Source organism: Ardenticatenales bacterium (assembly GCA_020634515.1).
Classification (GTDB): Bacteria; Chloroflexota; Anaerolineae; order Promineifilales; family Promineifilaceae; genus JAGVTM01.
In genome coordinates, this window is sequence record JACKBL010000001.1 from 90,417 (window position 1) to 114,080 (window position 23,664).

General features: G+C 59.1%; 16 protein-coding genes and 1 tRNA gene. 10 read left to right on the forward strand and 7 right to left on the reverse strand.

The window, feature by feature from the left end:
- Positions 1–18 precede the first annotated feature (18 nt).
- From H6650_00360 to folD, 6 genes are all read left to right on the forward strand, one after another.
- Entirely contained in the window at positions 19–501 is a 483-nt protein-coding gene (locus H6650_00360; GenBank protein ID MCB8950441.1) for a hypothetical protein, read from the forward strand.
- On the forward strand, positions 498–1,325 hold the full coding sequence (locus tag H6650_00365) for an XdhC family protein (GenBank protein ID MCB8950442.1): 828 nt from the start codon (positions 498–500) through the stop codon (positions 1,323–1,325). Before H6650_00360 ends, H6650_00365 begins: the two co-directional genes overlap by 4 nt.
- A gap of 104 nt (positions 1,326–1,429) precedes the next feature.
- Complete coding sequence (locus tag H6650_00370) at positions 1,430–2,293, forward strand: MBL fold metallo-hydrolase (GenBank protein ID MCB8950443.1); 864 nt, start codon at positions 1,430–1,432, stop codon at positions 2,291–2,293.
- A gap of 395 nt (positions 2,294–2,688) precedes the next feature.
- Positions 2,689–3,192 carry a response regulator gene (locus H6650_00375; GenBank protein ID MCB8950444.1) on the forward strand — a complete coding sequence of 168 codons (504 nt, stop codon included), beginning with the start codon at positions 2,689–2,691 and terminating at the stop codon, positions 3,190–3,192.
- A gap of 390 nt (positions 3,193–3,582) precedes the next feature.
- Complete coding sequence (locus H6650_00380) at positions 3,583–3,780, forward strand: hypothetical protein (protein ID MCB8950445.1); 198 nt, start codon at positions 3,583–3,585, stop codon at positions 3,778–3,780.
- Positions 3,781–4,409: 629 nt separating this feature from the next.
- Positions 4,410–5,294: a bifunctional methylenetetrahydrofolate dehydrogenase/methenyltetrahydrofolate cyclohydrolase FolD gene (gene folD / locus H6650_00385; protein MCB8950446.1), complete on the forward strand. Its 885-nt coding sequence runs from the start codon at positions 4,410–4,412 to the stop codon at positions 5,292–5,294.
- Positions 5,295–5,459: 165 nt separating this feature from the next.
- Here the strand turns inward: folD and H6650_00390 are convergent, their stop codons facing one another.
- The 3 genes from H6650_00390 to H6650_00400 all read right to left on the reverse strand — a co-directional run bounded on the left by H6650_00390 (position 5,460) and on the right by H6650_00400 (position 9,129).
- Positions 5,460–6,728, reverse strand: coding sequence for a response regulator (locus tag H6650_00390; protein ID MCB8950447.1), 1,269 nt, complete (start codon positions 6,726–6,728; stop codon positions 5,460–5,462).
- A 274-nt stretch (positions 6,729–7,002) separates the two neighbouring features.
- A complete protein-coding gene (gene hemW / locus H6650_00395; protein ID MCB8950448.1) occupies positions 7,003–8,175 on the reverse strand; it encodes a radical SAM family heme chaperone HemW in 1,173 nt (390 codons plus the stop codon).
- Between the two features lie 459 nt (positions 8,176–8,634).
- Positions 8,635–9,129, reverse strand: a complete 495-nt coding sequence (locus H6650_00400; GenBank protein MCB8950449.1) for a DUF427 domain-containing protein — start codon at positions 9,127–9,129, stop codon at positions 8,635–8,637.
- A gap of 597 nt (positions 9,130–9,726) precedes the next feature.
- Between H6650_00400 and H6650_00405 the strand changes: the two genes are divergently transcribed.
- Positions 9,727–11,109 (forward strand): nodulation protein NfeD, encoded by a 1,383-nt coding sequence (locus tag H6650_00405; GenBank protein MCB8950450.1) that lies wholly within the window; start codon positions 9,727–9,729, stop codon positions 11,107–11,109.
- 388 nt (positions 11,110–11,497) lie between these two features.
- Here H6650_00405 and H6650_00410 read toward each other — a convergent pair whose 3' ends face one another.
- The 3 genes from H6650_00410 to H6650_00420 form a co-directional block, all read right to left on the reverse strand.
- Positions 11,498–13,543: an ABC transporter ATP-binding protein gene (locus H6650_00410; protein ID MCB8950451.1), complete on the reverse strand. Its 2,046-nt coding sequence runs from the start codon at positions 13,541–13,543 to the stop codon at positions 11,498–11,500.
- Positions 13,544–13,610: 67 nt separating this feature from the next.
- On the reverse strand, positions 13,611–15,509 hold the full coding sequence (locus tag H6650_00415) for an ABC transporter ATP-binding protein (GenBank protein ID MCB8950452.1): 1,899 nt from the start codon (positions 15,507–15,509) through the stop codon (positions 13,611–13,613).
- A gap of 260 nt (positions 15,510–15,769) precedes the next feature.
- Positions 15,770–16,228: a MarR family transcriptional regulator gene (locus H6650_00420; protein MCB8950453.1), complete on the reverse strand. Its 459-nt coding sequence runs from the start codon at positions 16,226–16,228 to the stop codon at positions 15,770–15,772.
- A gap of 708 nt (positions 16,229–16,936) precedes the next feature.
- On the opposite strand from H6650_00420, the gene H6650_00425 reads away from it, so the two are divergent.
- The 3 genes from H6650_00425 to H6650_00435 are packed head-to-tail and all read left to right on the forward strand — an operon-like array spanning position 16,937 to position 23,275.
- On the forward strand, positions 16,937–18,997 hold the full coding sequence (locus H6650_00425; GenBank protein ID MCB8950454.1) for a hypothetical protein: 2,061 nt from the start codon (positions 16,937–16,939) through the stop codon (positions 18,995–18,997).
- A gap of 36 nt (positions 18,998–19,033) precedes the next feature.
- Positions 19,034–20,278, forward strand: coding sequence for an exonuclease SbcCD subunit D (locus H6650_00430; GenBank protein ID MCB8950455.1), 1,245 nt, complete (start codon positions 19,034–19,036; stop codon positions 20,276–20,278).
- 15 nt (positions 20,279–20,293) lie between these two features.
- Entirely contained in the window at positions 20,294–23,275 is a 2,982-nt protein-coding gene (locus tag H6650_00435) for an SMC family ATPase (GenBank protein ID MCB8950456.1), read from the forward strand.
- A gap of 155 nt (positions 23,276–23,430) precedes the next feature.
- Here H6650_00435 and H6650_00440 read toward each other — a convergent pair.
- A tRNA-Pro gene (locus tag H6650_00440) sits at positions 23,431–23,504 on the reverse strand.
- Positions 23,505–23,664: the final 160 nt, after the last annotated feature.

Sequence of the window (23,664 nt, forward strand, 5' to 3'; positions counted from 1 at the left end):
TTCCACACAAGTCGGGCGATGGATGCCGGCATTCACGCCCCCATCCCCACCCAACCAATTCATACCGAGGTCACTTTGCCCCCCAAACCACGGCGCTCTCTCGTCGCTCTCCTCCTGGTCCTCTTCTTGCTCACCGCCTGCCTGGGCGGGAGAAACAAGCCTGTCCTGGGCGACGCCACCCTGCTGGCCGGCGCGGCCACGCTCACTTGCAGCCAGGCGTGCGCCGACCAGGGGCAGTGCGGCGATTCTCCAGACCGCGGCCAGGTCGTCCTGCTGCATACCAGTTCCCCCGCCACGCAGAACCATGACCTGGCCGTCCCCGTGAGCACCGGCGTGGACATTATGCAGTCCGCGCCCCTGGCCGCCCTGCGCCTCTCGAATCTGGAGGAAGTGCAGGTGATGTTCTATTTTGTGAATATCCCGGACCGCCAGACCCAGGCGTGGGTCCCTGGCTGGTGCATCCAGGGCACGGCCGCGCCTGAACCCACGCCCGCCCCATGAATGACGCGCCTCCCCCCCTCCCCATTCTGAAATCGCTCATGGATGCGGTCGCCGCCGGCGAAGGAGTGGTGCTGGCCACGATTGTGCAGGAACAAGGCTCGGTGCCGCGACATGCCGGCAGCAAAATGCTCATTTACAGCGACGGACGCACACTGGGCAGCGTCGGCGGTGGCGAAATGGAAGCCCTGGTCATCGCCACGGCCCTGCCGCTGTTGGCCTCCGCGGAAACGCGCCTGATCACCTACAATCTGGTTGAACCGGGGCGCGGCGATCCGGGCGTGTGCGGCGGACAGGTGCGCATTTACCTGGAGCCTTACAACCCACCCGCCACCCTGCTCATCCTGGGCGCGGGGCACGTCGGTCGCGCCCTGGCGCACCTGGGGCATTGGCTCGGCTACCGCGTGGCCGTCTACGACGACCGCGCGGAACTGGTCACGGCGGCCAACATTCCCAACGCCCACGTTTATCTCAGCGGCGACATTGACGAGGCGCTGGCGCGGTTTCCCATCACGCCCCACACCTACATTGCCGCCGTCACGCGCAACGTCCTCGTCGACCGCGTTATCCTGCCCCAACTGCTGCCCACGCCCGCGCCTTACATTGGCGTCATCGGCAGCCGCCGCCGATGGGCGGAAACGGTGCGACTGCTGCGTGAAGATGGTCTCGACGAAGATGGCCTGACCCGTTTTCACTCCCCCGTAGGGCTGGAATTGAACGCGGAAACGCCGGAGGAAATCGCCTTGAGCATCATGGCGGAGATTACGATGCTGCGCCGTGGCGGCGACGGAAACCGCATGATGGTTGGTAAAACAACGCTCGCCTGATGCCTGATGGCATCCCACTCACATTAACACCGGCAACGGAGAGCGTACAGAACTCTGGTTGCGCTTTGCGCGCTTGTTTGGGGAGTCGAAGTCGGAGGTTTATTGTGCGCGTGCGATTTTGGGGGGTGCGGGGGTCGCTGCCGGCGCCCGGACCGGAGACGGCGCGTTATGGCGGCAATACGTCTTGTGTGGATATTTTGACGTCGGACCAGCAGGTTATTATTCTGGATGCCGGCACGGGCATTCGCAAACTCGGGCTGGCACTGGCGCAAGAATATCCCCGTCGCCAGGTAGGAACGTTGCTGATCAGCCATACACATTGGGATCATATACAGGGTTTTCCCTTTTTTATGCCGGCATTCACCCGGCACAATCGCTTCGTCGTCATCGGACAAAAGCGCGTCGGGCAAAAACTGGAAAATCTTCTCCGCGGGCAAGTTGTAGAGCCTTACCTCCCCTTCGAATACGCCGAGTTGAAAGCCGACCTTGTCATCAAAGAGGTTGATGACGGCGAACGTATGATCATCGGCGACGAAACACGACTGCGTGTGCGCGAACTGGGGCATCCGGGCGGCTGCCTCGGCTTCCGCATCGAAAACGGCGACGCCGCCATCGCCTATTGCACCGATACCACCCACCCCGAGGGCCGCATCAATCCGAACGTCCTCGACCTGGCCCGCGACGTAGACCTGCTTATTCACGACAGCCAGTTCACCCCCGAACAACGGCGCGCCTTCCCCAGTTGGGGGCACAGTAGTTGGCAAGAGGCCGTTCGCGCCGCCGCCGCCGCCCGCGTCAAATGCCTGGCCCTGTTCCATCACGATCCCAATGCCACGGACGATCACCTGGAATCCGTGCTGCGCGAAGCCCGCGCCCACTTTCCCCACACGATTCTGGCGCAAGAGGGTCTGGCACTTCATCTGCCCTTCCCCCCTGATACCGCAATCCCCAATGCCGTGCCTTCATGAGATGTCGCCCGCTCATCAGCCAACCTCATTTTGCCGGGACCATGTAGCGACGGTGCAGACGGAGCATCCCCTTGTTCGTGACCGACACATCGTCACGCGCCTGTCTCGCCCTCTTCCTGATGGCAAAAGCGTAAGACGGCGCGGACAAAAGCCCGCCAACCTGGCGCAAGGGGAATCCACGCCACCTTAGCCCGACGCCAATTTGCCACAAATTGAGAATTTCTCCACTTTCATTTGAAGAACAGTCCAGAATCGAATACAATGGTACTCCAGTAAGTGATGGCTCTTGTTCCAAAAAGGTTTCGGCATGCACGTCGCCGTATTGTATTGGCTAACCTGCTCGCCCGTTTCCAACTTTTCCCACATTCAAAACCATTACCGGGCAGCCTATTGTCATGAACGATGGAAATATTGTGCGGCTGTCAGAATCATTTCATGCAGAGGCAGTACAGCGCACCCAAACTCTGGCTTTTCGCCATACGAAACTAGGAAGTCCTTTGATAGAGTCTGTACTGATCGTAGATGATGAGCCTATGGCGCGGACACTTCTGCGCCTGATGCTGGTCCGCGCAGGCTACGATGTCTCGGAAGCCGAGGACGGCTACCAGGCATTAGTGAAAATGCGCCGCCAGCAACCCGACATTGTCATTCTGGACGTGATGATGCCTGGCATGGATGGTTTTACCGTCTGCGAGAACATGCGTGCCGACGAGCAGTTATCCCGGGTTCCCGTGATCATGCTTAGCGCCAAAACAGATGTGCAAAGCAAGCGGCGCGGGTTGGAAGTGGGGGCAGCCAAATACCTGACCAAACCGATTTCTCCCGACGACCTGACTCACCATGTGCGCGATGTGCTGCGGCACACGCGGAAAGATGACAGCGATTCTCCTTCTGAGTAGCATGGTAGGGGCGGGGCGTCGTCTCGATAGCGACCGGCACGTTGTCACTCGCCTGTTTCGGCCCCCTTGCGGTATCTTCTCCATAAAGTGGGGCAGCGTTGGTTGAGCCTGTCGAAACCAATGGCCTTCGACAAGCTCCGACTGTGGCTTCTCCGCAATGTCGAGAAGTAACCCCTTTCTGATGGTAAAAGGGGGAGACAGCGCGGAGAAGGGGGCGATTTGGCTCCCGTGCCATCCGCCCCTCGAATCATCCCGAATGGAGAATTGCGGGAAAGATGACAGGCTCGTTGACGATAAAGACGAAAACGAGGACAATTAGCCCCTGTCCTTTTCGACTTCAAGTTTGTATCAATGCCGGCGCGCAAGCGCCTTGTTGGAGGTTCTTAGCTGATGTTAGTAAAGCGTCTTATTCTGGCTGTGATTTCCATCGCATTTGGCACGCTGGTGACAATGGGCGTCACTTTTGCCATTGGCACCAACCCCGCCGAGTTTGGCTTTGTCTATTTCTTTTTCACGTCGCTGGCGCTGGCCTGCGCCCTGGGCATCTGGCTGGACAAGTTCATGCAGACGGGAATCCTGCCTAAATAATCAATCGCCGAACCACGAAGAAGAGAATTGCAGTACAAGAAACTCCCGAAGTCGCGCTGGCTTCGGGAGTTTGTTTAATGACCGTTTGAGAATGACTTCCCCATTTCAAATTGGTTCATTCTTGGAGAAGGAACCAATCTTGGGGGCAACCCAATTCTGGACACGCACTTTCACTGAAAAAACCGGGTTTTTCGAGTGCCCGGCCAAAATTACCAGAGTGGTTCATGTGTAAAAACCCGGTTTTTGGCCTTTTTTCAGTAGAGTCGATGTTGTTTTCTTACCGTTCCTGCAAACTGACGATGCAATTCCGTGCTTTATTTCATCGTCAGCCCTTGGGGCGGAAACACCAGGAATTATGAAGGACGAGTGTGACTGCTAACGCTCTCTGGAGATTGGACCAAAGAGAAAATTGGTCTAATCTGGCTTAGCAGTTACGGACGAATGACGATTTACGAATCACCTTTTGTCTTCTTTGCCTGACAACCGCCACTATCAGACCATTTCTGGCGCAGCGCGACGCTTCCTGACGATCAGGCTCTCGAATCCCTTCTTGATTCTGGCCGTTTCCGTGGCGCGAGCCGCCAACAAACGACAACGGACAACCCTTTACGACCCTTTGAGGATCTCATATGACTGGAAAAATCATTGACGGAACAAGTATTGCCGCGCGGGTGCGGGCGGAGGTAGGCGAGGCGGTTGCCGCCATGAAGGCAGCGCACAATTATGAGCCGGGGCTGGCGACGGTGCTGGTGGGGGATAATACGGCGTCGGCGACGTATGTGCGGATGAAGCAGCGGGCGTGCGCGGAGGTGGGGATTCACTCGATTGGGGTGGAAATGCCGGCATCTGTCACCCAATCCGAACTCATCGACAAAGTAGCCGCCCTCAACGCCGACCCCGCCGTTAACGGCATTCTCGTGCAACTCCCCCTGCCCGACCACATCGACGAAGAAGCCGTCCTCAACACCGTTGACCTCACCAAAGACGTAGACGGCTTCCACCCCGTGAACATTGGCCGCCTGGCCATGAAAGGGCGCGATCCCCTGTTCATCCCCTGCACGCCCTACGGCTGCATGGTTCTTCTGGAAGAAGCAGGCGCCAAACTAAACGGAGCCAACGCCGTCGTCGTCGGTCGCTCCAACATCGTCGGCCTGCCCATGGCCATGCTCCTGCAAAAAGCCAACGCCACCGTCTCCATCTGCCACAGCCGCACCAAAGACCTGCGCGCCTACCTTAGCATGGCCGATGTGGTGATCGCCGCCGTTGGCCGCGCCAACATGATCACGGGCGACATGCTCAAGCCGGGCGCTGTGGTCATTGACGTGGGCATCAATCGCGTGGACGACCCCACCGCCAAACGGGGATACCGATTGGTAGGAGATGTGGATTTTGCCTCGGCGAAAGAAGTGGCGGGAGCCATCACCCCGGTGCCGGGCGGCGTGGGGCCGATGACGATTGCCATGCTGATGAAGAACACCCTGCACGCGGCGGAATTGGCGCTGCAAAACGGGTAGCGATCGTTGTGGAACGAAGTTCCTCCGTAGAACTTCGTTCCTTGTTTTCCCGGTAACTTCTCAATACTTCGGGTGAGCCGCAGCCTGAGCTTGTTGAAGGCCGTTGGTTTCGACAGGCTCAACCAACACTACCGCACTTTTTTGAGAAGATACTTTTCCCGCCTATCAGCGGCCAAACAGGCGCGCGAAGAAAGATTGCCGCGGCGGCGGAGCCAGCGCCCCATCCCCATCCTCCTGCCGCGGGTCGGCAACCAACTGTGCCGCCGCGGCGCGCAGCGCCTGGGCAACAGGGCGCTTGCGCGTTCCGCCGCTGACAATAGGATGCCCGCGATCCGCGGCGCGCGTAGCCGCTTCGTTATCCAGGGGGATCGTCAACACCACCGGGCGCTTCAAAATTTTCGCAATGTCCTTCACCGTAACCCGGTTCTTAGGGAGCATCCGATTCACGGTGAGAACGACCTTGTCCTCCGCGTAATGCAAATCCTGCGAGAGATTGAGGAAGTCACGCGCTGTCTTCAGGTTGGGCAGATTTTGCTCCGTCACCAGTAAAATCCGGTCCGCCTGGTCCAACATGGTCAAGGTCATTTCGTTGAGGCAGGAGCTGGTATCCAGGATAATGATCTGGTACACGTTGCGCAATGCCGGCAGCAGCTTTTGTATATGCTCCGTGGTCACCAGTTCCGCCATTTCCGGGCGGCGCGGGGCCAGCAGCACCTGCAAACCACTATCGTGTGTGAGTACCACGCTGGTGATCAGGTCGGCGTCTAGCTCGTCCATTCGTTCTACCAGCTCCAGGACGGTGGCCGTGGCTTTCAAGTTGAGCATGACGGAGATGGTGCCAAATTGCAGGCTGCCATCAAAAAGCAGGGTGCGGTACCCTTTCTCGGCCAGGGAGACGGCCAGATTGAGGGCCAGGGTGGTGCATCCGCTGCCCCCTTTGGGGCTAAATACGCACCATATCTTGCCGGTCTGTGGTAGGGTGGCGGCGGGGGCGGTGGTTGCGGGAATGCCGGCATGAGGCTGCGCGGCGGCGGGATATGGCGCGACGGGGGTGGCGGGTCGTCGTTCGTACACTTCATGAATGGCGCGCAGCAAATCATCCAGGGAAAACGGCTTCATAAGGAAATCGCGCGCGCCGGCCATCATGGCCTGCCGCATATAAGGCGTGTCGCTCTGCACGGACATGATAATGATCTGCGACATGGGCACACTTTGCGTAATGGCCTTTGTGGCGCTGATGCCATCCATGTCGGGCATGTTCACGTCCATCAGGATCACGTCTGGCTGTAGCTGCCTGGCCTTTTCAATCGCCTCTCGCCCGCTGGCAGCCTCGCCTATTACCTCAATTCCCGGATCGAATTGCAGGAACTTATAGATGCTTTCTCTGGTTTCTTGCAGGTCGTCCACGACCATGACGCGAATTGTTGTTGCCATGCTCAATTCCTGGTGGGTATCTGACTATTGACCGGCCGGGCAGTGCGCAAATGGTAACTGCTCAGTAACCGCCCGAAAACAACTTCACACTTTTTACGGGCGGTTACTGACAAGCTGCCCGCACATTTCCGCTAATTTAATTGCGGGCAGCCACTCAGGCGCGACGCGCATTCTGTGTGGAGGTGTGCTGGTGCTGGATGAAAACAAACAGGCTGGCGTGGATTCTCGTTTTATCCACGTTTTCCGCGTCCTTTTCCGGCGGGAGTCAAGATCATCATAAGAAGCGGTAGAACACTTGATTGCTGAGGAAATAGCCCCGCTCAGTCAACCGCAAAAAGCCCTCTGTCTGGCGTAGCAGCCCCCATTGTATCAGGTCCGTGACCGTTCCGTTATAGGCTTCTGTTACTGATTGGTCAAATTTCGCCGTAAATGCGGCGATGTCCAGCCCTTCTTGCAGTAGCCGCAGTTGGGTGATGATGGTGTCGGCCATCGCTTGCCGGCGTGTCAGTTGGTAGGCGTCTGCCACAGCAGCGGTGAGGGGGTAGGGGCCAGGGGCGCTGCCGGCCATGCGGCGAATGTAGACGCGGGGCTGCTTGACGATGTGATAGCGGCAGCCGGCGGCGTAGCCGTGCGCGCCCGCGCCCAGTCCGAGGTATTCCTGGTTGCGCCAGTACGTCAGGTTGTGGGCGCATTCGTGGCCGGGCAGCGCCCAATTGGATATTTCGTAGTGAATGAAGCCGGCCTCGGCGAGGATTTGTCGCGCCAGTTCGTATTGGTCGGCGGCCAGGTCGGGATCGGGGGGGCTGATGCGGCCGGTTTGCAGCCAGCGGTGCATGGGCGTACCCGGTTCGATGATGAGGCAGTAGAGGCTGAGGTGTTGTGGCCGGAGGGCAAGGGCGGCTTGCAGGCTGGCGCGCCAAGAGGCGAGGGTTTGTCCGGGGAGGCCGTAGATGAGGTCGAGGTTGAGGTTGTGAATGCCGGCATTTCGGCTCATCACCACCGCCGCCGCCACATCCGCAAAACTGTGTGCCCGTTCCAGCAAGGCCAACTCCTCCGCGTGGGCGCTCTGCACGCCAAAACTGAGTCGGTTTACTCCCATTGCGCGCAGGGCCTCCAGGTAGGGCGTGTCCACGGTTCCGGGATTGGCTTCCAGGGTGATTTCGGCGACCTCGTGCAGGTCAAAATGGGTGCGTACGGCGCGCAAGATGTCCGCCAGGCGCGTGGCGGGCATGAGGGAGGGGGTCCCACCGCCGAAGAAGAGGGTGTGCGCGGGGCGACGAATGCCGGCAGCGGCTTGGGCGATTTCCCGGCAGAGGGCGGCGGCGTAGGCGTCTTTGAGGTCGTCCAGGCTGGTGTAGGTGTTGAAGTCACAGTAGGCGCAGCGATGCCGGCAAAACGGAATATGCAAATAGAGGCTCAAGCTGCCCGAAGCGAGGACGGGTGTCATAGGGGCGGCCTGTTGATCGGCATGAATTACCATAACGCCAATTGTACTCACCCTGGCGTGGAGAATCTACTTTGGCTGTAACTACGAACGCCCTCTGGAGATCGGACCCATTTCACCAGAGAAAATGGGGCCAATCTGGCTTAGTGGCTGTCCGCAATTGAGTTAGCGGAATTGTGCGGACAGCTTGTCAGTAGCTATCTGATGAAAACGTGAAGTAACTATTCACGTCTCCGAGAGATTGGACCAATTTTGTAGACATCAATAAGATTCAACCAGAGCAAATTGGTCCAATCTGGGCAGATGACCTGTATAGTCACAACGTGAAGTTGTTTTTGGGCGGCTACTTAGGGTTCGCGCGGAATCAGCTTTGGACTTTCCAATATCTACGCACAGCCGTCAATTCCCGAGCAAAGCCTTTGTTAACGGATGCGCCCTTAACAGTTACCTTTGGCTGCGCTGTTACCAGCCGGATGTGCCGGGATCGCCTTTGAAGGGACCAACGATACGGCGGGTGACCCAGCCGCCGTAAAAGTTGCCGGCCTGGGGCTGTACTTTTTCTTCGCCGAGGTAGCAGTCGAGGATGCCGGCATAAAACGACACATACCCCGCGATTGCCACATATCCAGGGCGGGGCCGCACATACGTCCACGCCGCCCGCGCCACCCGCCCCTCCCCCACCACCACGTCAAAATAACTTGCTTCCCCTTTCCACTCGCACCACGTGTGCCCCCGTGCCGGCAGGAGAAACGCTTGCCGCACATCTCCGGGCGGAATGTAATACGTCGGTGGGCTGGCTGTCTCCAGCACCCGCTTCGCGCGCGTGCTATCGGCAATCACCTCGTCGTTGAATACGACGCGAACGCGCTCCGGCACATCCTCCACCCGTGGCGGGCGTGGATAATCCCAGACAGATTCCTGTCCAGGACCAGGGGGAATAGGATTGGGTTTCTTCATGAGCATTTTCGGGAGGGAGTTGTGAATGGTGAGTGGCGGGCAGTGAGTGATTCTCAACTGAATTATAGCAGACGTTTCTCCATTCACTATCCACTATCCCCCATTCAATCGTTCACGACCCGCAACTACGAACGCTCTCTGGAGATCGGCCCCATTTTACCAGAGAAAATGGGGCCGATCTGACTTAGGGATGGAAATTAAACAAGGCAACGAAGTTGTTTCCTCACCGTTCCTTCAAGCCGACGAGGCAATTCCGTGCTTTATTTCATCGTCAGTCCTTAGCAGTTACCATTACCCACTATCAACGACCCGCTCCTGTCTGCTATAATGAGTAACGACAAACGCTCTCTGGAGATTGGACCAAACTCACGCGCTCAATGGCCGTTTTCACCAGAGAAAATTGGTCCGATCTAGCTTAGCAGTTACGATAATGGTAACTATTCACGTCTCCGAGAGATTGGACCAATTTTGTAGACATCAATAAGATTCAACCAGAGCAAATTGGTCCAATCTGGGCAGAAGACCTGTATAGTCACCGATAATGATACAAAATCGGGTTCATGACCACGGCGCAGTGCGCCAACGAGCGGAATGACCATGTTACAAACAATGAAAAGCCAATTGTGGCGCCGGGCGAGGGGCACGCGGCTTCTGTACGCATTCGCTGTTTGCGCATTTGCCGCCAGCGTGTTTGCTGCCGGCGCGTTCGTCGCCGTCCACGAGGCGGCAGCCGCCCAACGCCAATCCCCCCTGATCGTCTTGCAAATAGAAGGCCCCGTCACGCCCGCCATGCTCGATTATTTCCAGCGCGGCATCGACGCGGCAACCACGGAAAACGCCGCCGCCGTCCTCATCATTCTGGACACGCCCGGCGGTTCCGTTAACGTCACCCTGGACATCGTGCAGGCTTTCCAGCGCGCCACCGTGCCCATTATCGTCTACGTGGCTCCCGTGGGCGCGCAAGCAGCTTCGGCGGGCAGCCTCATCACCGCCGCCGCGCATGTGGCGGCCATGGCCCCGGGGACGGCCATTGGCGCGGCCTCGCCCATTGACCTGTCCGGGGAAGATATTCCGGAAACGGCCTTCCGCAAAGCCACGGAGGACCTGAAGGCCGTGATGCGCAACCTGGCGGCGGATCGCGGCGAAGCGGCGGTGGCCCTGGGCGAAGCGATGATCGATGAGGCGCGCGCCGTCACCGCCGATGAGGCGTTGGAGATTGGCTTCATCGACGTGGTGGCCGTGGATGTGCCCGATCTGCTGACGCAGCTTGATGGGCGCACGGTGGTGGTGGACGGGGAGACGCGCACGTTACAGTTAACATTGGCGCAGGAGCAGCCGGTGGAAATGAATGCTCTGGAATCGATCCTGCACGCGCTGGCGAATCCCACCCTGATCGGCTTCTTGCTGGCGATTGCCATTCCGGCCATCTTGATTGAACTGCAAAGTCCGGGCGGTTGGGTGGCGGGATTTATCGGCGTCATTTGCCTGCTCCTGGCGCTCTATGGCCTGGGGCAGCTTCCGGTGAACTGGTTGGGGCTGGTGCTGGTGATCGTGGCCTTCATTCTGCTCTTGATGGAGGCCGTGAGTTCGGCGCATGGGGGATTGGCGCTTGCCGGCATTGTCACCCTTGTCGCCGGATTATTAGTGCTGTTCAACTCCCCCAGTTCGCCCGAATTCACGCGCATCTCCCTTGCCGCCGCCGTGGGCATCAGCCTGCCCAGCGCCGCCCTCTTCCTCGCCATCGCCAGCCTCGCCTGGCGCAGCCACCGCCAACCCGCGCAAACAGGCGGCGAAGGCCTCATCGGCATGGTCGGCCACGTGCGCAAACCGTTAGACCCTCAGGGCACTATCCTGGTGAACGGCGAACTGTGGCGCGCCGTAGCGGCGAAAGGGGAAGGAACCCTGGAAACAGGCACCGCCGTTGTCGTGGAAAGCAAGGAAGGTTTTACCCTCTACGTCCGCGCCAACCAGTCCCTGTAATCCGCCGCCATTTTGTACGCCTCGCCAAGATTGGTTCATTCTCGAGGAATGAACCAATCTGACAAGGGGTGTGCTTCAAACAGGTTGCTCAGGCTGCCCGCGCCGTAGGACAATTTGCCTAAATTGTCCCTTCACGGCGTAGGACAATTCAGCGAATTGTCCTACATCAAGCAGCAGTTAACTGAAATGAAACACACCCTCTGACAAGTTCGCCGTATCTTTTCAATAAAGTGGGGCGAAGTTGGTTGAGCCGGTCGAAACCAACGGCCTTCGACAAGCTCAGGCCGCGGTTCCCCCAAGATATTGAGAAGTAACAGTTCGCCAATCAAAAAGCCCCGCCAGATAGTGGCGGGGCTTTTTTTGATTCCTGGGGAGAGGCGGAGCCGTCTCAGGCGGGAGAGAGCGCGGTCGAGCCGGAGCCGTTGCTGGATGGCGCGGGGGCGGGTTCCTCCTCGCGGCGGAACTGGCTCATGTACAGGTCGTAGTAGAACCCCTTCGCCGCCAGCAAGTCGTGGTGTTTGCCCCGCTCAATGATCTCGCCATCGCGCAGCACCAACAGCACATCCGCATTGCGAATGGTGCTGAGGCGGTGGGCAATGACGAAGCTGGTGCGCCCTTGCAGTAGTTGGTCCAGCGCCCGCTGAATCAGCCGCTCCGTGCGCGTGTCCACGCTGGAGGTGGCCTCATCCAGGATGAGGATGCGCGGGTCGGCCAGGGCCGCGCGGGCAATGGAGATAAGCTGCCGCTGCCCCTGGCTGAGGCCGCTGCCCCGCTCCCCTAACACGGTGTCATACTTCTGTGGCAGGCGGGCGATGAAACTGTCCGCGTGCGCCAGTTTGGCGGCGGCGATCACGTCCTCGTCGGTGGCGTCGGGGCGGCCAAAGCGGATGTTCTCCATCACACTGGTGCTGAAAAGGAACGAGTCTTGCAGCACAATGCCGATTTGCCGGCGCAGGCTTTCCGTGCGCACATCGCGCACGTCGTGGCCATCAATGGCCACGCTGCCGCCGGTGACGTCATAGAAGCGGGGGATGAGGTTGATGAGGGTGGTTTTGCCCGCACCGGTCGGCCCGACGATGGCTATGGTCTGTCCGGGTTCCGCCGTGAAGCTGATGTCTTTCAACACGGACTGGCCTTCTTTGTATCCGGCGGCGACGTGTGAGAAGGTGACTTGCCCGATGATTGCCGGCATTTCCCCGGCCCCCCTTTTGTCCTGAATAGCCGGTATTTCATCAATCAACGTAAAAATACGCTCGCCGCCCGCCACCGCATTCTGGATATTCGTCCACAACACCGCAATCTGCTGAATCGGCTGATTGAACCGCTGCACGTATCCTATAAACGTCACGATCAGGCCCAGCGAGATCGTCGTCCCCATCAGCGTCTGCCCGCGCAGCAGCGCCAGGCCGCCCGCCAGTGTGACAATGCCCAACGCCAGATACCCCAACCCCTCCAGCGTCGGCGCCAGGGCGCTGGTGAAGCTCACCGCGCGCACGTTGGCGTCCCGGTTGGCCGCATTCGTCGCCATGAAGTTCTCAATGTTCTCCGCCTCGCGGTTGAATGCCTGAATCTCGCGTACGGAGGAAATGGACTCTTGCAGTTCCGCGTTCACGCTGCCCATTTCCAGGCGCGTGCGCCGGAATGCTTTCCGCGCCTGGTTGGAAAACCAGACGGTTGCTACCGCCATCAGGGGCACAACTGCCAGGCTAATTAAGGCATACGGCAGGCTGAGGGTGAGCATGTTGTAAGCCACCCAGAAGATGAGCAGGAAGCCACTGAGGACGTTGATGAGGGCGAAGCTGAACGCCTGCTGGATCGTCTCCGTGTCATTGGTGATGCGGCTCATCAGGTCGCCTACTTCATGCTCCGCGTAGTAGGACAGGGACAGTGCGTGAAGCTGCTCAAACAGTTGCACGCGCATCCGTGTCAAGACGTGCTGCCCGACCCAGCTCATGAGGAAGAAGGTCAGTCCCGTCAAGACGGAGGAAGCGACGTACAGGCCGACAATGATGATGATAATGTTCAGGAGTCCGTTCAGTCGCTGGTCGCCGTTCATGCCGGCAAGCATCTGGTTCTCAGCATACGCCCGGTCCTGAAAAATGCGTTGAATTTGCTGCGACAGGGACGTGTCTCCTTGCGCCGAAATCCAACAGTTGCTGGTTGTGCCGGCATTCTCCGCCGTCGGCGCGCCTGGGAAATTGCCAAAAGAAGCCGCCGCCGATGGCGTCAGGTAACAGTCCACCGTCTGCCCAATCAATTCCGGGCTGATCACTTGCGCCCAGGTCGTGATAATCACAAAAAAGCTAATCACCAACAGCAAAGGCCAATACGGCTTGAAGTATCGACCAAAGCGGGCCAACGTCTGACTCATGTTAGTTGGCTTCACCGTTTCCGTACTCATAATACGGCGCAGGCCGTCGTTTCCACCAAACATAGTTGTCTCCTGAGGGGGGAGTTGGAAGTTGGTCGTTGACAGTTGGTTGACCGTCAACCGTCAACTATCAACCATCAACCGTTACCACCATCTCTTCATCCGGCATGGCATCCGTCATCAATTGCGAGTTGTATATCTCCGCGTAGATCGGGCTTTCCTCCAGCAGCTTCTCGTGATTGCCGCTGGCCACAATAGCCCCCTTCTCCAACACCAAAATCAGGTCCGCGTTAATCACCGTGCTAATGCGTTGGGCGATCACGAAGCTGGTGCGCCCTTCCATGAGCCGATCCAGCGACTGCTGAATAAGGTACTCCGTAGCCAGGTCTACGCTGCTGGTGGAGTCATCCAAAATGAGAATGTGGGGGTTCAACAGCAGCGCGCGCGCAATAGCAATGCGCTGCTTCTGCCCACCGCTTAGGGTCGTGCCGCGTTCGCCCACGGGCGTGTCGTACCCGTCAGGAAACGACATAATGAAGTCGTGCGCGGCAGCGGCTTTGGCCGCGTCCATCACCTCGTCTAGCGAAGCATCTGAGCGGCCAAAGGCGATGTTGTCGCGGATAGTGCCGCTAAACAGGTTTGTCTCCTGCAGCACAATGCCAATCTGCGAACGCAGCGAGTCCAGCGTCACGTCCCGCAAGTCGTGTCCGTCAATCAAAATGCGCCCCTCGCTGGGATCATAAAAGCGGGGCAGCAGGTTGATGATGGTCGTCTTGCCTGAACCGGTCGCCCCCAGAAGCGCAACGGTCTGCCCTGGCCGCGCCGTAAAGCTGACGTTCTTCAAGACCGGTTCCCCACTGCTGAAATAGCGGAAGGTGACGTCTTCAAACGTCACCTGACCCGTCACCGATGGCAGCGTCTCGGCATCCGGTTTGTTTGTCACGTCGCTTTGCGCGTCCAGAATCTCGAAAATCCGGTTGGCGGAGGCGGTTGCCTGGCTCAATTGGGTGATAATCAAACCCAACTGGCCCAGCGGCAGGAACAAGTAAACCAGGTAGAGGCTGAATTCCTGCCATTCCCCTAAGGTGAGTGTGAGGGCGATCATCTGCTTGCCCCCAAAATAGAGCGTAGCCGCCTGCCCCAAGTTAGCAACCAGGAAAATGGCCGGGAAGAGGAACATGAAGACTTTGGAGACGGTGATCTGCTGCTGCATCAACCGTTCCGCCGCGGAGCGAAAGGTTGTCTGTTCTTGCTTTTCTCGCGCAAATGCTTTGACGACTTTAATGCCGGCAAGGTTCTCTTGCAAGATCGTGTTCAGACTGGAAAGGCGGCGCTGCACCTCTAAAAACAGCGGTTGACTGATGCCGCCAAAAACCATGAAGAGGATCATAGCCAGCGGCAGCACCGGCAGCACAACCAGAGTAAGGCGCGCATTCGTAGTAAAGAGGATCGCAAGCGTGCCCACCAGGATAAGGACCGCCTGAACCGCAAAAAGCAACCCCTGCCCAATGAAGGTGCGTACCTTCTCCACGTCATCCGTGGCCCGGATCATCAACTGCCCCGTCTGCATCTGGTCATGGTAGGAAAAGGAAAGCTGCTGAATCTTGGTGAACAGCTCGTTGCGCAGGTCGAAGGCCACGCTCTGCGAGTTGCGCTCGGCCGTGAATACCTGTAAGAAGGAAAAAATGGCCCGTACAACGGCAAAAATGAAGACAATAATGCAGGCCGTAATGATCAAGCGTTCCGCATTATTGAAATCATAAAGAAGTTGCTCTTTGGTTGTGTTCAGCGTGTCCAGAATTTGGGGCAGCAAGGACGCGGGAATCTGGTCCAGGCGTGGCACCACGTTTTGGGCAATAATGCCTCGCGTGACAGCGTCAATCATGTTGCGCAGCAGGCGAGGCACGGCAAGCTGGGCTACCGTGGCAACGATAAGGAATAAGTAAGGCAGGATGGCCTGCGTCCGGTATCCCTTGAGGTATTGTATGGCGCGTTTGAGGGAGCCGCGTTGCGCTCCGTCAGAGGCCATGCGAGAAGAACGTTTTCTGCTCACTCGGTTTTCTCCTCCGCTGAAAATAATCTTCCCAGGTAACTACTAACGCTCTCTGGAGATTGGACCCATTTCACCAGAGAAAATTGGTCCAATCTGGCTCAGCAGTTACCTTCCCGGAAGCCTGGTCACAGATGATGGTCTTGGGGAGCGGCTTCCGGGAAGATGTTGTCATTTATGGTGGCGCGCCGCCGCGCATCAAGTCTCCTTCGAGAACCCCTTTCATACGTGACAGGACACTAATCTGCCTGCGCGTGTTCCGATAGTTGCCGGCCCGCCGCTGTCAGCTTCTGCAAGGCGTCAATGATCACCGCCTGCTCCGCCGGATCGACCAGTCGGGTCAGGTCCGCCAGCCACGCCTGCCGCGCGGCAACGGCTTGCTGCACGATTTCGACGCCCGCCGTGGACACGGTTACGTTTTTCACGCGGCGATCATCCGGGTCTTCCTCGCGTTGCACCAATCCTTGCTGCACCAGGCGGTCAATCATCTTGCTGGCGGCGGCGGTGGTCACGCCCAATTTGTCCCCAATGTGGGATACACCGCAGGCGCCGCCATAGTGAAGGCGCATCAACGTACTCAGTTGGGCCATGGAGAGGCCCGTTTCTTGCATCAGCAGGGTAAACTCCTGCATGGAGCGGTGCATAAAAATGGAAGCCCACTCACTTAGAACCGTTGCCAATCTTGTGTCTTCGGACATGGTCGTTGCTCAGTTCGCAGATGTGCCTGCATCGCGCTCATAATAGTTAACCGAAGGAAAATTTATCACAATGGCAACTATTGAGCAATGGAAAGTTTGTTAACATTTCGTTAGATTGTGGCGGCGGACCTCCTGTGCCCTTGGTCCGTTGCCTGAGCCTGTCGCGGGCAAGATGGGCTTCGACAGGCTGAACCCACGAGAGGGTTAGCAATTATCGCCCGACAAGGTGTCTACGCTTGTATCGTTAACGCCGACTGAGCATTTGCGGGGCACGGATGTCAATTGGGAAACCGTGTTAGCCATTCGCTGCTTGTGTCGGTACAATCAGCCCCAATTCGCCCACTTTGGGGCATCCTGGGTAACCGTCCGAAAACAACGGCCCACTTTGGGGAGGTGGTTACTGACCGGTCATTCACGATAGCCTCTCGTTTCCGACGCGACTCTGAGGGCCTGCGGCAAACAGTCTCTTAGGACTGATGATGAAATAAAGTACGGAATTGCATCGTCAGTTTGAAGGAACGGCAAGGAAACAACTTCGTTTACGGATGCGCCCTTAGAGGGTCGTGTAGAGAGGGCAATATACCATCCTGTTTGTCGTGTCCGCTTTAGGAGCTACCGCGTCCGCGGGCTGCGCGCCGTCGCAGCCGCGGTGATGGCCGGGGTCGGTTGTTGAAGCAGGTGCTACGAACAATTGCCAAGGAATACTCAATGCGCCGCCATTATCTGTTTTTGTGCTTTTTGTTGCTGGCAGTGACATCCACTGTGGTTCTGGTCGCCACAACGCAGGCGAGATCGGTGCGTGAGGGGGAACGCGCGCCGGAAACATTGGCCGTGCCCGCGGGGAATATGGTGAGCGGCTTATGGCAGCCGCTGGAATTGACGCCGACGGAAGCGCCGGTGTCCCCACTGGCCGCGCCGGCCTCGGAGCTATGCACGAAACCGACGACATTGAAGTTCCCGGATGGTGGTCAGACAACGGTGAATGGGGCGCTGGAAGTAGATACGGACCCTGTTTTGAGCTGCACGAACGGGACACCGCCAGGACCGCGAGGCGCGCAGGGGTATCGCACGGTCTGGTACCAGTTTACGGCGCCCGATAGCGGCTACGTCCTGTTGGAAATGGAGCCAAATGCGGATTATTTGCAGAATTATGATACGGTGCTGGCCGTTTTCGAAGGGCCGGACCCGGCTTTTGGCGAGACGCTTGAGGGCGTGTGCCCGATCCTGGAAACCAGGGAATTGGCCTGTAACGACGATACAAATGGGTTTTTGTCTCGCGTGCAGGTGCAGGTGGAGCGGGGTAAAAGCTATCTGGTGGAGATCGCCGATTGGCAGTTTGGCGCCAGCGGCACGCGCAAGTTGAACGTGCGGTCGCAGTTCATTCTGCCCAACTATCGCTGGGAGCAACAGGAGTTGATGGCGCTGCCGCGGAGTCGTTATGCGATGACGCAGGTCCATGACGACTTGTATCTGATTGGCGGACAGACGATTGTCAGCGGCAACCCGGTGCGCACGAGCAGCGTGCAACGATATAACTTGAGCGACCATACGTGGACGAACCTGGCTTCCTTGCCCGGGCCAGATGGCCTGGGGTACTCCAACACCGGCGCCGCGTACCTGGGTAACAAAATTTACGTGCCATCGGGGTATGTGGGAGACGACGATCTGTTTGACGGCGCGCATTGGGTGTACGACATTAGTACAGACACGTGGTCCGACGATTTGCCATCCGCGCCGTGGCCGGATGGGAAGGCGTTTGCTTACGTGGGGGCAGTGGGGTATGCGCCGTTTGGCATCTATTACGTGATTGGCGGGGTGACGGGGACGCCATTCCAGTTGGGGGCGTTGCCACATGCGGAGATGTTTGCTTTCCAGCCTGGCAACCCCAATCTGTGGCTGGAGCGCCCGCCACTGAACGTGGCTCGCTATGCGCATACGACGGCGCAAGTGGGTAATAAGATATGCGTGGCCGGGGGTGTGAGTTCGGATAACCTGGAGGAGCCGGCGATTGGTAAACCTATCGTGTTGGCGAATGGGGAGTGCTATAACACGATTACGGGGGAGTGGGTGTTGACGGGAAACATGAGTTATGCGCGCTATAATGCCGGCAGTGCCGTCGGCGCGGATGGTCGTTGGTACGTATTCGGCGGCACGGATGCGTTGGGCATGTCCGTGCCGGACATCGAAGTGTACGACCCCACCACAAACACCTGGAGCGTTCTGGATGGCAGCTATGACCTGCGCAGTCCCGCGCGCGCCTGGGCGTTGGGCGGTTTTTGGAATGGAGAGTTGTGGGTGGTTGGCGGACATCATAACACCGCCACGGGGGACGAGGTTGTACCCGTGGTGCAGAAGATGCTCGTGCCGGAGGCATTCCCCGCCGTCAACCGGTATTACTTCCCCATCGCCCCTACCGCGCCCGACGAGACGGAGATTGACAACACCTTCGCCCTGGCCACGCAGTTGCCATTCAACCAATATCTTTCCAACCGTTTTCGCTACCCCGGCGATTATTTTGATATGTACACCTTCATGCTGGAGCAACCGGCGTCGGTCGTGGTGCGACTGCAAGATATTGAGGCGATTAGCAATTATGACGTGCTGATTTACAGCACGGACAAGGTGCTGTTGGGGGTGGGGAACCAGGTGGGGAATTTGAATGAGTCTGTGCCGCTGGGCAATTTGCCGGCAGGACGTTACTATGTCATGGTCGTGCGCGCGTCAGGGCAATCTACGCTGAATTACTACCAGGTGGCCGTGGAGAAGTAGCCGGGCGACCATTTTACCCTTGTGCAAAGGTGAGTCATGCCAACGAATCCTAAATCAACCATTCGCGTGCTGCATTTTGCCGACGCGCATATCGACATGGCGAACTATGGCCGCCATGATGGGGAGACGATGCTGCCCGTGCGGGTGATGGATTTCTTGCGGGCGCTGGACCAGATTGTTGACCGGGCCATCAGTGAGCCGGTGGACCTGGTGATTTTCGCGGGGGATGCGTACAAGGATCGCAACCCGCACCCCACGTTTCAGCGCGCCTGGGGAGAACGGATGATGCGGCTATCGAATGCCGGCATTTCCACCCTCCTCCTCGTAGGCAACCATGACGTCTCCCCTGCCGCCGGACGCGCCCATGCCATCCAGGAATTCGACACCCTGGCCGTGCCCCACATCCTCGTCGCCGACAAGCTGCGCCTCTTTGGCCCGGCGGAACTGGGGCTGCCGGTGCAGGTCCTGGCCGTGCCCTGGGTTTCTCGCCATGCCATGATGACGCGCGAGGAAAGTGCCGGCAAATCCCTCGACGAACTCCTCACCGAAATTGAAACCCGCGTCGGCGAAGGCATCAACCGCCTCCTGGATGCCGCCGATCCTGGTTTGCCCCTCATCCTTGCCGCCCATGCCAGCGTCCAGGGCGCGCGCTACGGCAGCGAGCGTGCCGTCATGCTGGGACACGAACTCACCCTCAGCGGCAGCGTCGTCACCGACCGCCGCCTTGATTACGTCGCCCTGGGCCACATCCACCAACACCAATGCCTCAACATCGGCGGCCAGCCCCCCGTCGTCTACCCCGGTTCCATCGAAAGGATCGACTTCGGCGAAGAGCGCGAGCGTAAAGGGTTCGTCCTCGCCGACATCCGCCGCGGCCACACCGATTGGCAGTTCGTCCCCGTGAAGACGCGCCCCATGCACACCTTCTCCCCCGACACCCCCAGCGCCGACACCTTCATGGCCGACATCCTCAGCCAGCTTCCTCCCGCCGAAGATGTCAGCGACGCCATTTGCCGCGTCGTGCTGAGCTACCCGCGCGATTGGGAGCCACTGTTGGATGAGAACGCCATCGCCGAACGGTTCAAGAATGCCCTCAATTTCCACATCGTCAAGCGCACATTCGCCGAAAATCGTTCCCGCCTGGGCGATACAGTGGCCGTGGAAAGCCTCACGCCCGAAGAGTTGTTAGCCCAATACTGGCTCTCTATCGGCCTGGACGAGGCGGAAGCGGAGGCGATGCAGACGCTCGCCCGCGAAATTCTCGTCTTGCCCCCCACTTGATTCCCGCACAAGCCCATGATTCCCGTAACGCTGCAACTGACTAATTTTCTTTCTTATCGAGACACGGTGGTGCTGGATTTTGCCGGCATTCGCACAGCCTGCATTGCCGGAGCCAACGGTGCCGGAAAATCCAGCATCCTGGACGGCATCACCTGGGCCTTGTTTGGGCAAAGCCGCGGCAAAAGCGACGACGACGTCATCAACCGCCTCGCCGCCTACAACGGGGAAGCCGCCGAAGTCCGTTATACCTTTGCCCTGGAAACCAACCAGTATCGCGTCATACGTCAAAAACAAACGCGCAAATCCACCCGCCTGGACCTGCAACTGCTCACCGAAAGCGGCAAATGGAAATCCCTCAGCGAAAACCGCGTGCGCGACACCCAGGCGGCCATCGAAAACCTGCTCAAAATGAACTACGACACCTTCATCAACGCCAGCTTCCTGCTGCAAGGGAAGGCGGACGAGTTCACCACCAAGACGGCCAACAAGCGCAAGGAAATCCTGGCCGACTTGATCGGCGTCAACCAGTGGGACCAATACAAAGAGGCCGCCGCCGTCCGCCGCCGTGAAACCGAAGGACAATTGCAATTGCTTGACGCGCGCATGACGGACATAGACCAGGAGCTTGACGAAGAAACGGAGCGGGCCGCCATCCTGGCGGTGGCGCAAGAAGAGGAAAGCCGTATTTCCGAACGGCTGGCGGACAAGGAGCAACTTCTGACCCAACTGCGCCGCGTGGAAACCGCCGTGCAGCATCAACGGCAGGCGGTGCATACGCTGGCGAACAACGTCACCCGCGCGCGCCAGAATCTGACCCAGACGGAGGCGGGGCAGGCGCGGCGTCAGCAAGAACTGGACGCTTTCCAGGCGTTGTTGGATGAGGGCGACAACATCACCGCGCGGTATGCTGCCTGGCAGGGAGCGGACGCGACCTGGCAGACGTGGCAGGGCAAGGAAACGGCTTTCCGCCGCATCCGCGACCGCCAGCGCCCGCATGAACTGGCAATCGCGCAGGCGCAAAGTCGCTTGCAGCAGCGGCAGGCGCACCTGGAGGCGGAGGCGGCGCGCGTGGCGGCGATGCGCCAGGAGCAGGAGGAGGTAACGGAACGTCTGCGCGCCGGGCGGCAGCAGTTGGCGGCCCTGTCCGCGCGCCTGGAGGCGATGACGGCGCAGGAAACGGCCTGGCACGAGGCCCGCGCGCGTTTGCAGGCGCTGGAGCATGAGCGCAAGCTGCGGCAGCAAGAGGTGGGGCAGTTGCAAACGCAGTGGCGACGGCTGGAGCGGGAGCAAAAGGAGCAGGAAGCCGTCGCACAAAATCGGACGGATGCGCAGGCGGCGATTGCTACCCTGACGGAAAAGTTGGCGCGGGTGAATGCGGATCAGCAGGCGTTGATGGGGGCGATGGCGGAGCGGGATACGCTGCAAGCGGAGCAGCCGCCGCTGAAGGAGCAGATGGATAAGTTGAAGGAACGGATAACGCGGTTGGAGGAAGATGCCGGCAGCGAGTGTCCTCTTTGTGGGCAGCCATTGACAGCGGAGCATCGCCGGGCGGTGTTGAGCGATTTGCGGGCGGAGGGGGAAAATGCCGGCAATCGCTACCGGCAAAACCAGGCGCGCGTGCGTGAGTTAGGTCAACAAATCAAGCAATGGGAAACCAGCGTCAAGCAGCGCCCATTCCTGGAGCGGGAACACCCCACGCAGCAGCAACGGCTGGCCGCGGCGGAAGCCCGCCTCGCCGAAATTGAGGCCCACGTCACTGAATGGCAAAGCGACAGCGCCCCGCGCCTGGCGCAACTCCAGGCAGAATTGGCGGACGATACCGACCGGCAAGCGCAGCAGCACCGCGTCGGCGAACTGGCGCTTTCTATCCAGGACAAGCCAAAAGCGGAACAAGAGCGGCTTACCTGCCAGCAGGCGATTTCCGCTGCCGAGGCGCGGCTGGCGGAAATCACGCGCGCCAGCGCCGCGTGGGAAACCGCCGGCGTGGCCGAATTGGCGCAAGTGCGCCGGCAGTTGGCGGCAGAAGATTTCGCCCTGGAAGAGCGAACCGCTCTGGCGGCGCTGGATGCGGAAGCCGCCGCCGTTGGCTACGATCCCGCTGCGCAGGCCGTCGCCCAGCGAGAACGAGCCGCCCTGGCGGACGCGCCCGCCGCCTTCCAGGAATTGAAACAGGCGGAGGCCGCCGTTAAGCCCCTTTCCGACACATTATCCGACCTGGCGCACCAGCTTGTGGAGCAACGCGCACAGTTGGCGGAGATGGAAACGCAGCACCAGGCGGCAGCGGCGCAACTGGCGGAGATGACGACCCATGCCCAGGATGTGCGCGAGGTGGAGCAAGACCTGTTCCGCCTGCGCGAAGACGCGGTTGCCGCGCACCAGCGCGTGGGCGCGGCGCGGCAGCGGTTGGACGTACTCACCGATTTGCGCCAACAGCAGCGCCGCCTGATGACGGAACGCGCCGACCTGACGCACCGCGTTCAGCGGCTGAAACTGCTGGAAAAAGCGTGTGGGCGGGACGGGGTGCAGGCGCTGCTGATTGAACAGGCGCTGCCCGAAATCGAAACCAGCGCCAACGATCTGCTGGAGCGACTCACGGACGGGCAGATGCGCGTCACGTTTGACACACAGCGCCAGCTAAAAACCCGGGATGAAATGGCGGAAACGCTGGACATCCGCATCGTAGATAATGCCGGTGAACGCCCTTACGAGAACTTTTCCGGCGGGGAGCAGTTCCGCGTCAATTTTGCCATTCGCCTGGCTCTTTCGCGCGTGCTGGCGAAACGGGCTGGCGCGCGGCTGCAAACGCTGGTTATTGACGAGGGTTTTGGCAGCCAGGATCCGCAAGGGCGGCAGCGGCTGGTGGAGGCCATCAACACCATCCAGGGCGATTTCGCCTGCATCCTGGTGATCACCCACATTGACCAACTGCGCGACGCCTTCCCTACTCGCATTCAGGTGGAAAAAAGCAGCCGCGGCTCCGCAATCACGGTCAATTGAGTTGCAATTGGGTTTCAACAGAAGGCCGCCGCAAATCACGCAAATGGCGGGAGGATCTACTCCGTCTGAGAGTTGACAGCCGCCGCAGTCAGCATCCAGGAGTAACCCCATTAGACAACAAAAAAGCCATCCCTTTGATAGGATGGCTTTTTTTGTCGGGGATGCGGGATTTGAACCCACGACCTCTTCGACCCGAACGAAGCGCGCTACCAAGCTGCGCTAATCCCCGAATGTCGCTCATTATATCAAAAGCAGACGGTTTGCCAACTTCTGGCAATAGTGGGATAGTGGTGAGGAGCGCTGCGTTAGTTGGCGGTGGGCGGTGTGGCGCGTCGGTGGCTGCTCACTATTTTCTCGGACAGGGCGCAAATGCTTGACATCAGCCCGAA

Bases quoted from the DNA above. Each gene is read 5' to 3' on its own strand.
- H6650_00360 (MCB8950441.1), top strand. From the start codon at position 19: ATGGATGCCGGCATTCACGCCCCCATCCCCACCCAACCAATTCATACC.
- H6650_00365 (MCB8950442.1), top strand. From the start codon at position 498: ATGAATGACGCGCCTCCCCCCCTCCCCATTCTGAAATCGCTCATGGAT.
- H6650_00375 (MCB8950444.1), top strand. From the start codon at position 2,689: ATGAACGATGGAAATATTGTGCGGCTGTCAGAATCATTTCATGCAGAG.
- H6650_00380 (MCB8950445.1), top strand. From the start codon at position 3,583: ATGTTAGTAAAGCGTCTTATTCTGGCTGTGATTTCCATCGCATTTGGC.
- folD (MCB8950446.1), top strand. From the start codon at position 4,410: ATGACTGGAAAAATCATTGACGGAACAAGTATTGCCGCGCGGGTGCGG.
- H6650_00390 (MCB8950447.1), bottom strand. From the start codon at position 6,728: ATGGCAACAACAATTCGCGTCATGGTCGTGGACGACCTGCAAGAAACC.
- hemW (MCB8950448.1), bottom strand. From the start codon at position 8,175: ATGACACCCGTCCTCGCTTCGGGCAGCTTGAGCCTCTATTTGCATATT.
- H6650_00400 (MCB8950449.1), bottom strand. From the start codon at position 9,129: ATGAAGAAACCCAATCCTATTCCCCCTGGTCCTGGACAGGAATCTGTC.
- H6650_00405 (MCB8950450.1), top strand. From the start codon at position 9,727: ATGTTACAAACAATGAAAAGCCAATTGTGGCGCCGGGCGAGGGGCACG.
- H6650_00410 (MCB8950451.1), bottom strand. From the start codon at position 13,543: ATGTTTGGTGGAAACGACGGCCTGCGCCGTATTATGAGTACGGAAACG.
- H6650_00415 (MCB8950452.1), bottom strand. From the start codon at position 15,509: ATGGCCTCTGACGGAGCGCAACGCGGCTCCCTCAAACGCGCCATACAA.
- H6650_00420 (MCB8950453.1), bottom strand. From the start codon at position 16,228: ATGTCCGAAGACACAAGATTGGCAACGGTTCTAAGTGAGTGGGCTTCC.
- H6650_00425 (MCB8950454.1), top strand. From the start codon at position 16,937: ATGCGCCGCCATTATCTGTTTTTGTGCTTTTTGTTGCTGGCAGTGACA.
- H6650_00430 (MCB8950455.1), top strand. From the start codon at position 19,034: ATGCCAACGAATCCTAAATCAACCATTCGCGTGCTGCATTTTGCCGAC.
- H6650_00435 (MCB8950456.1), top strand. From the start codon at position 20,294: ATGATTCCCGTAACGCTGCAACTGACTAATTTTCTTTCTTATCGAGAC.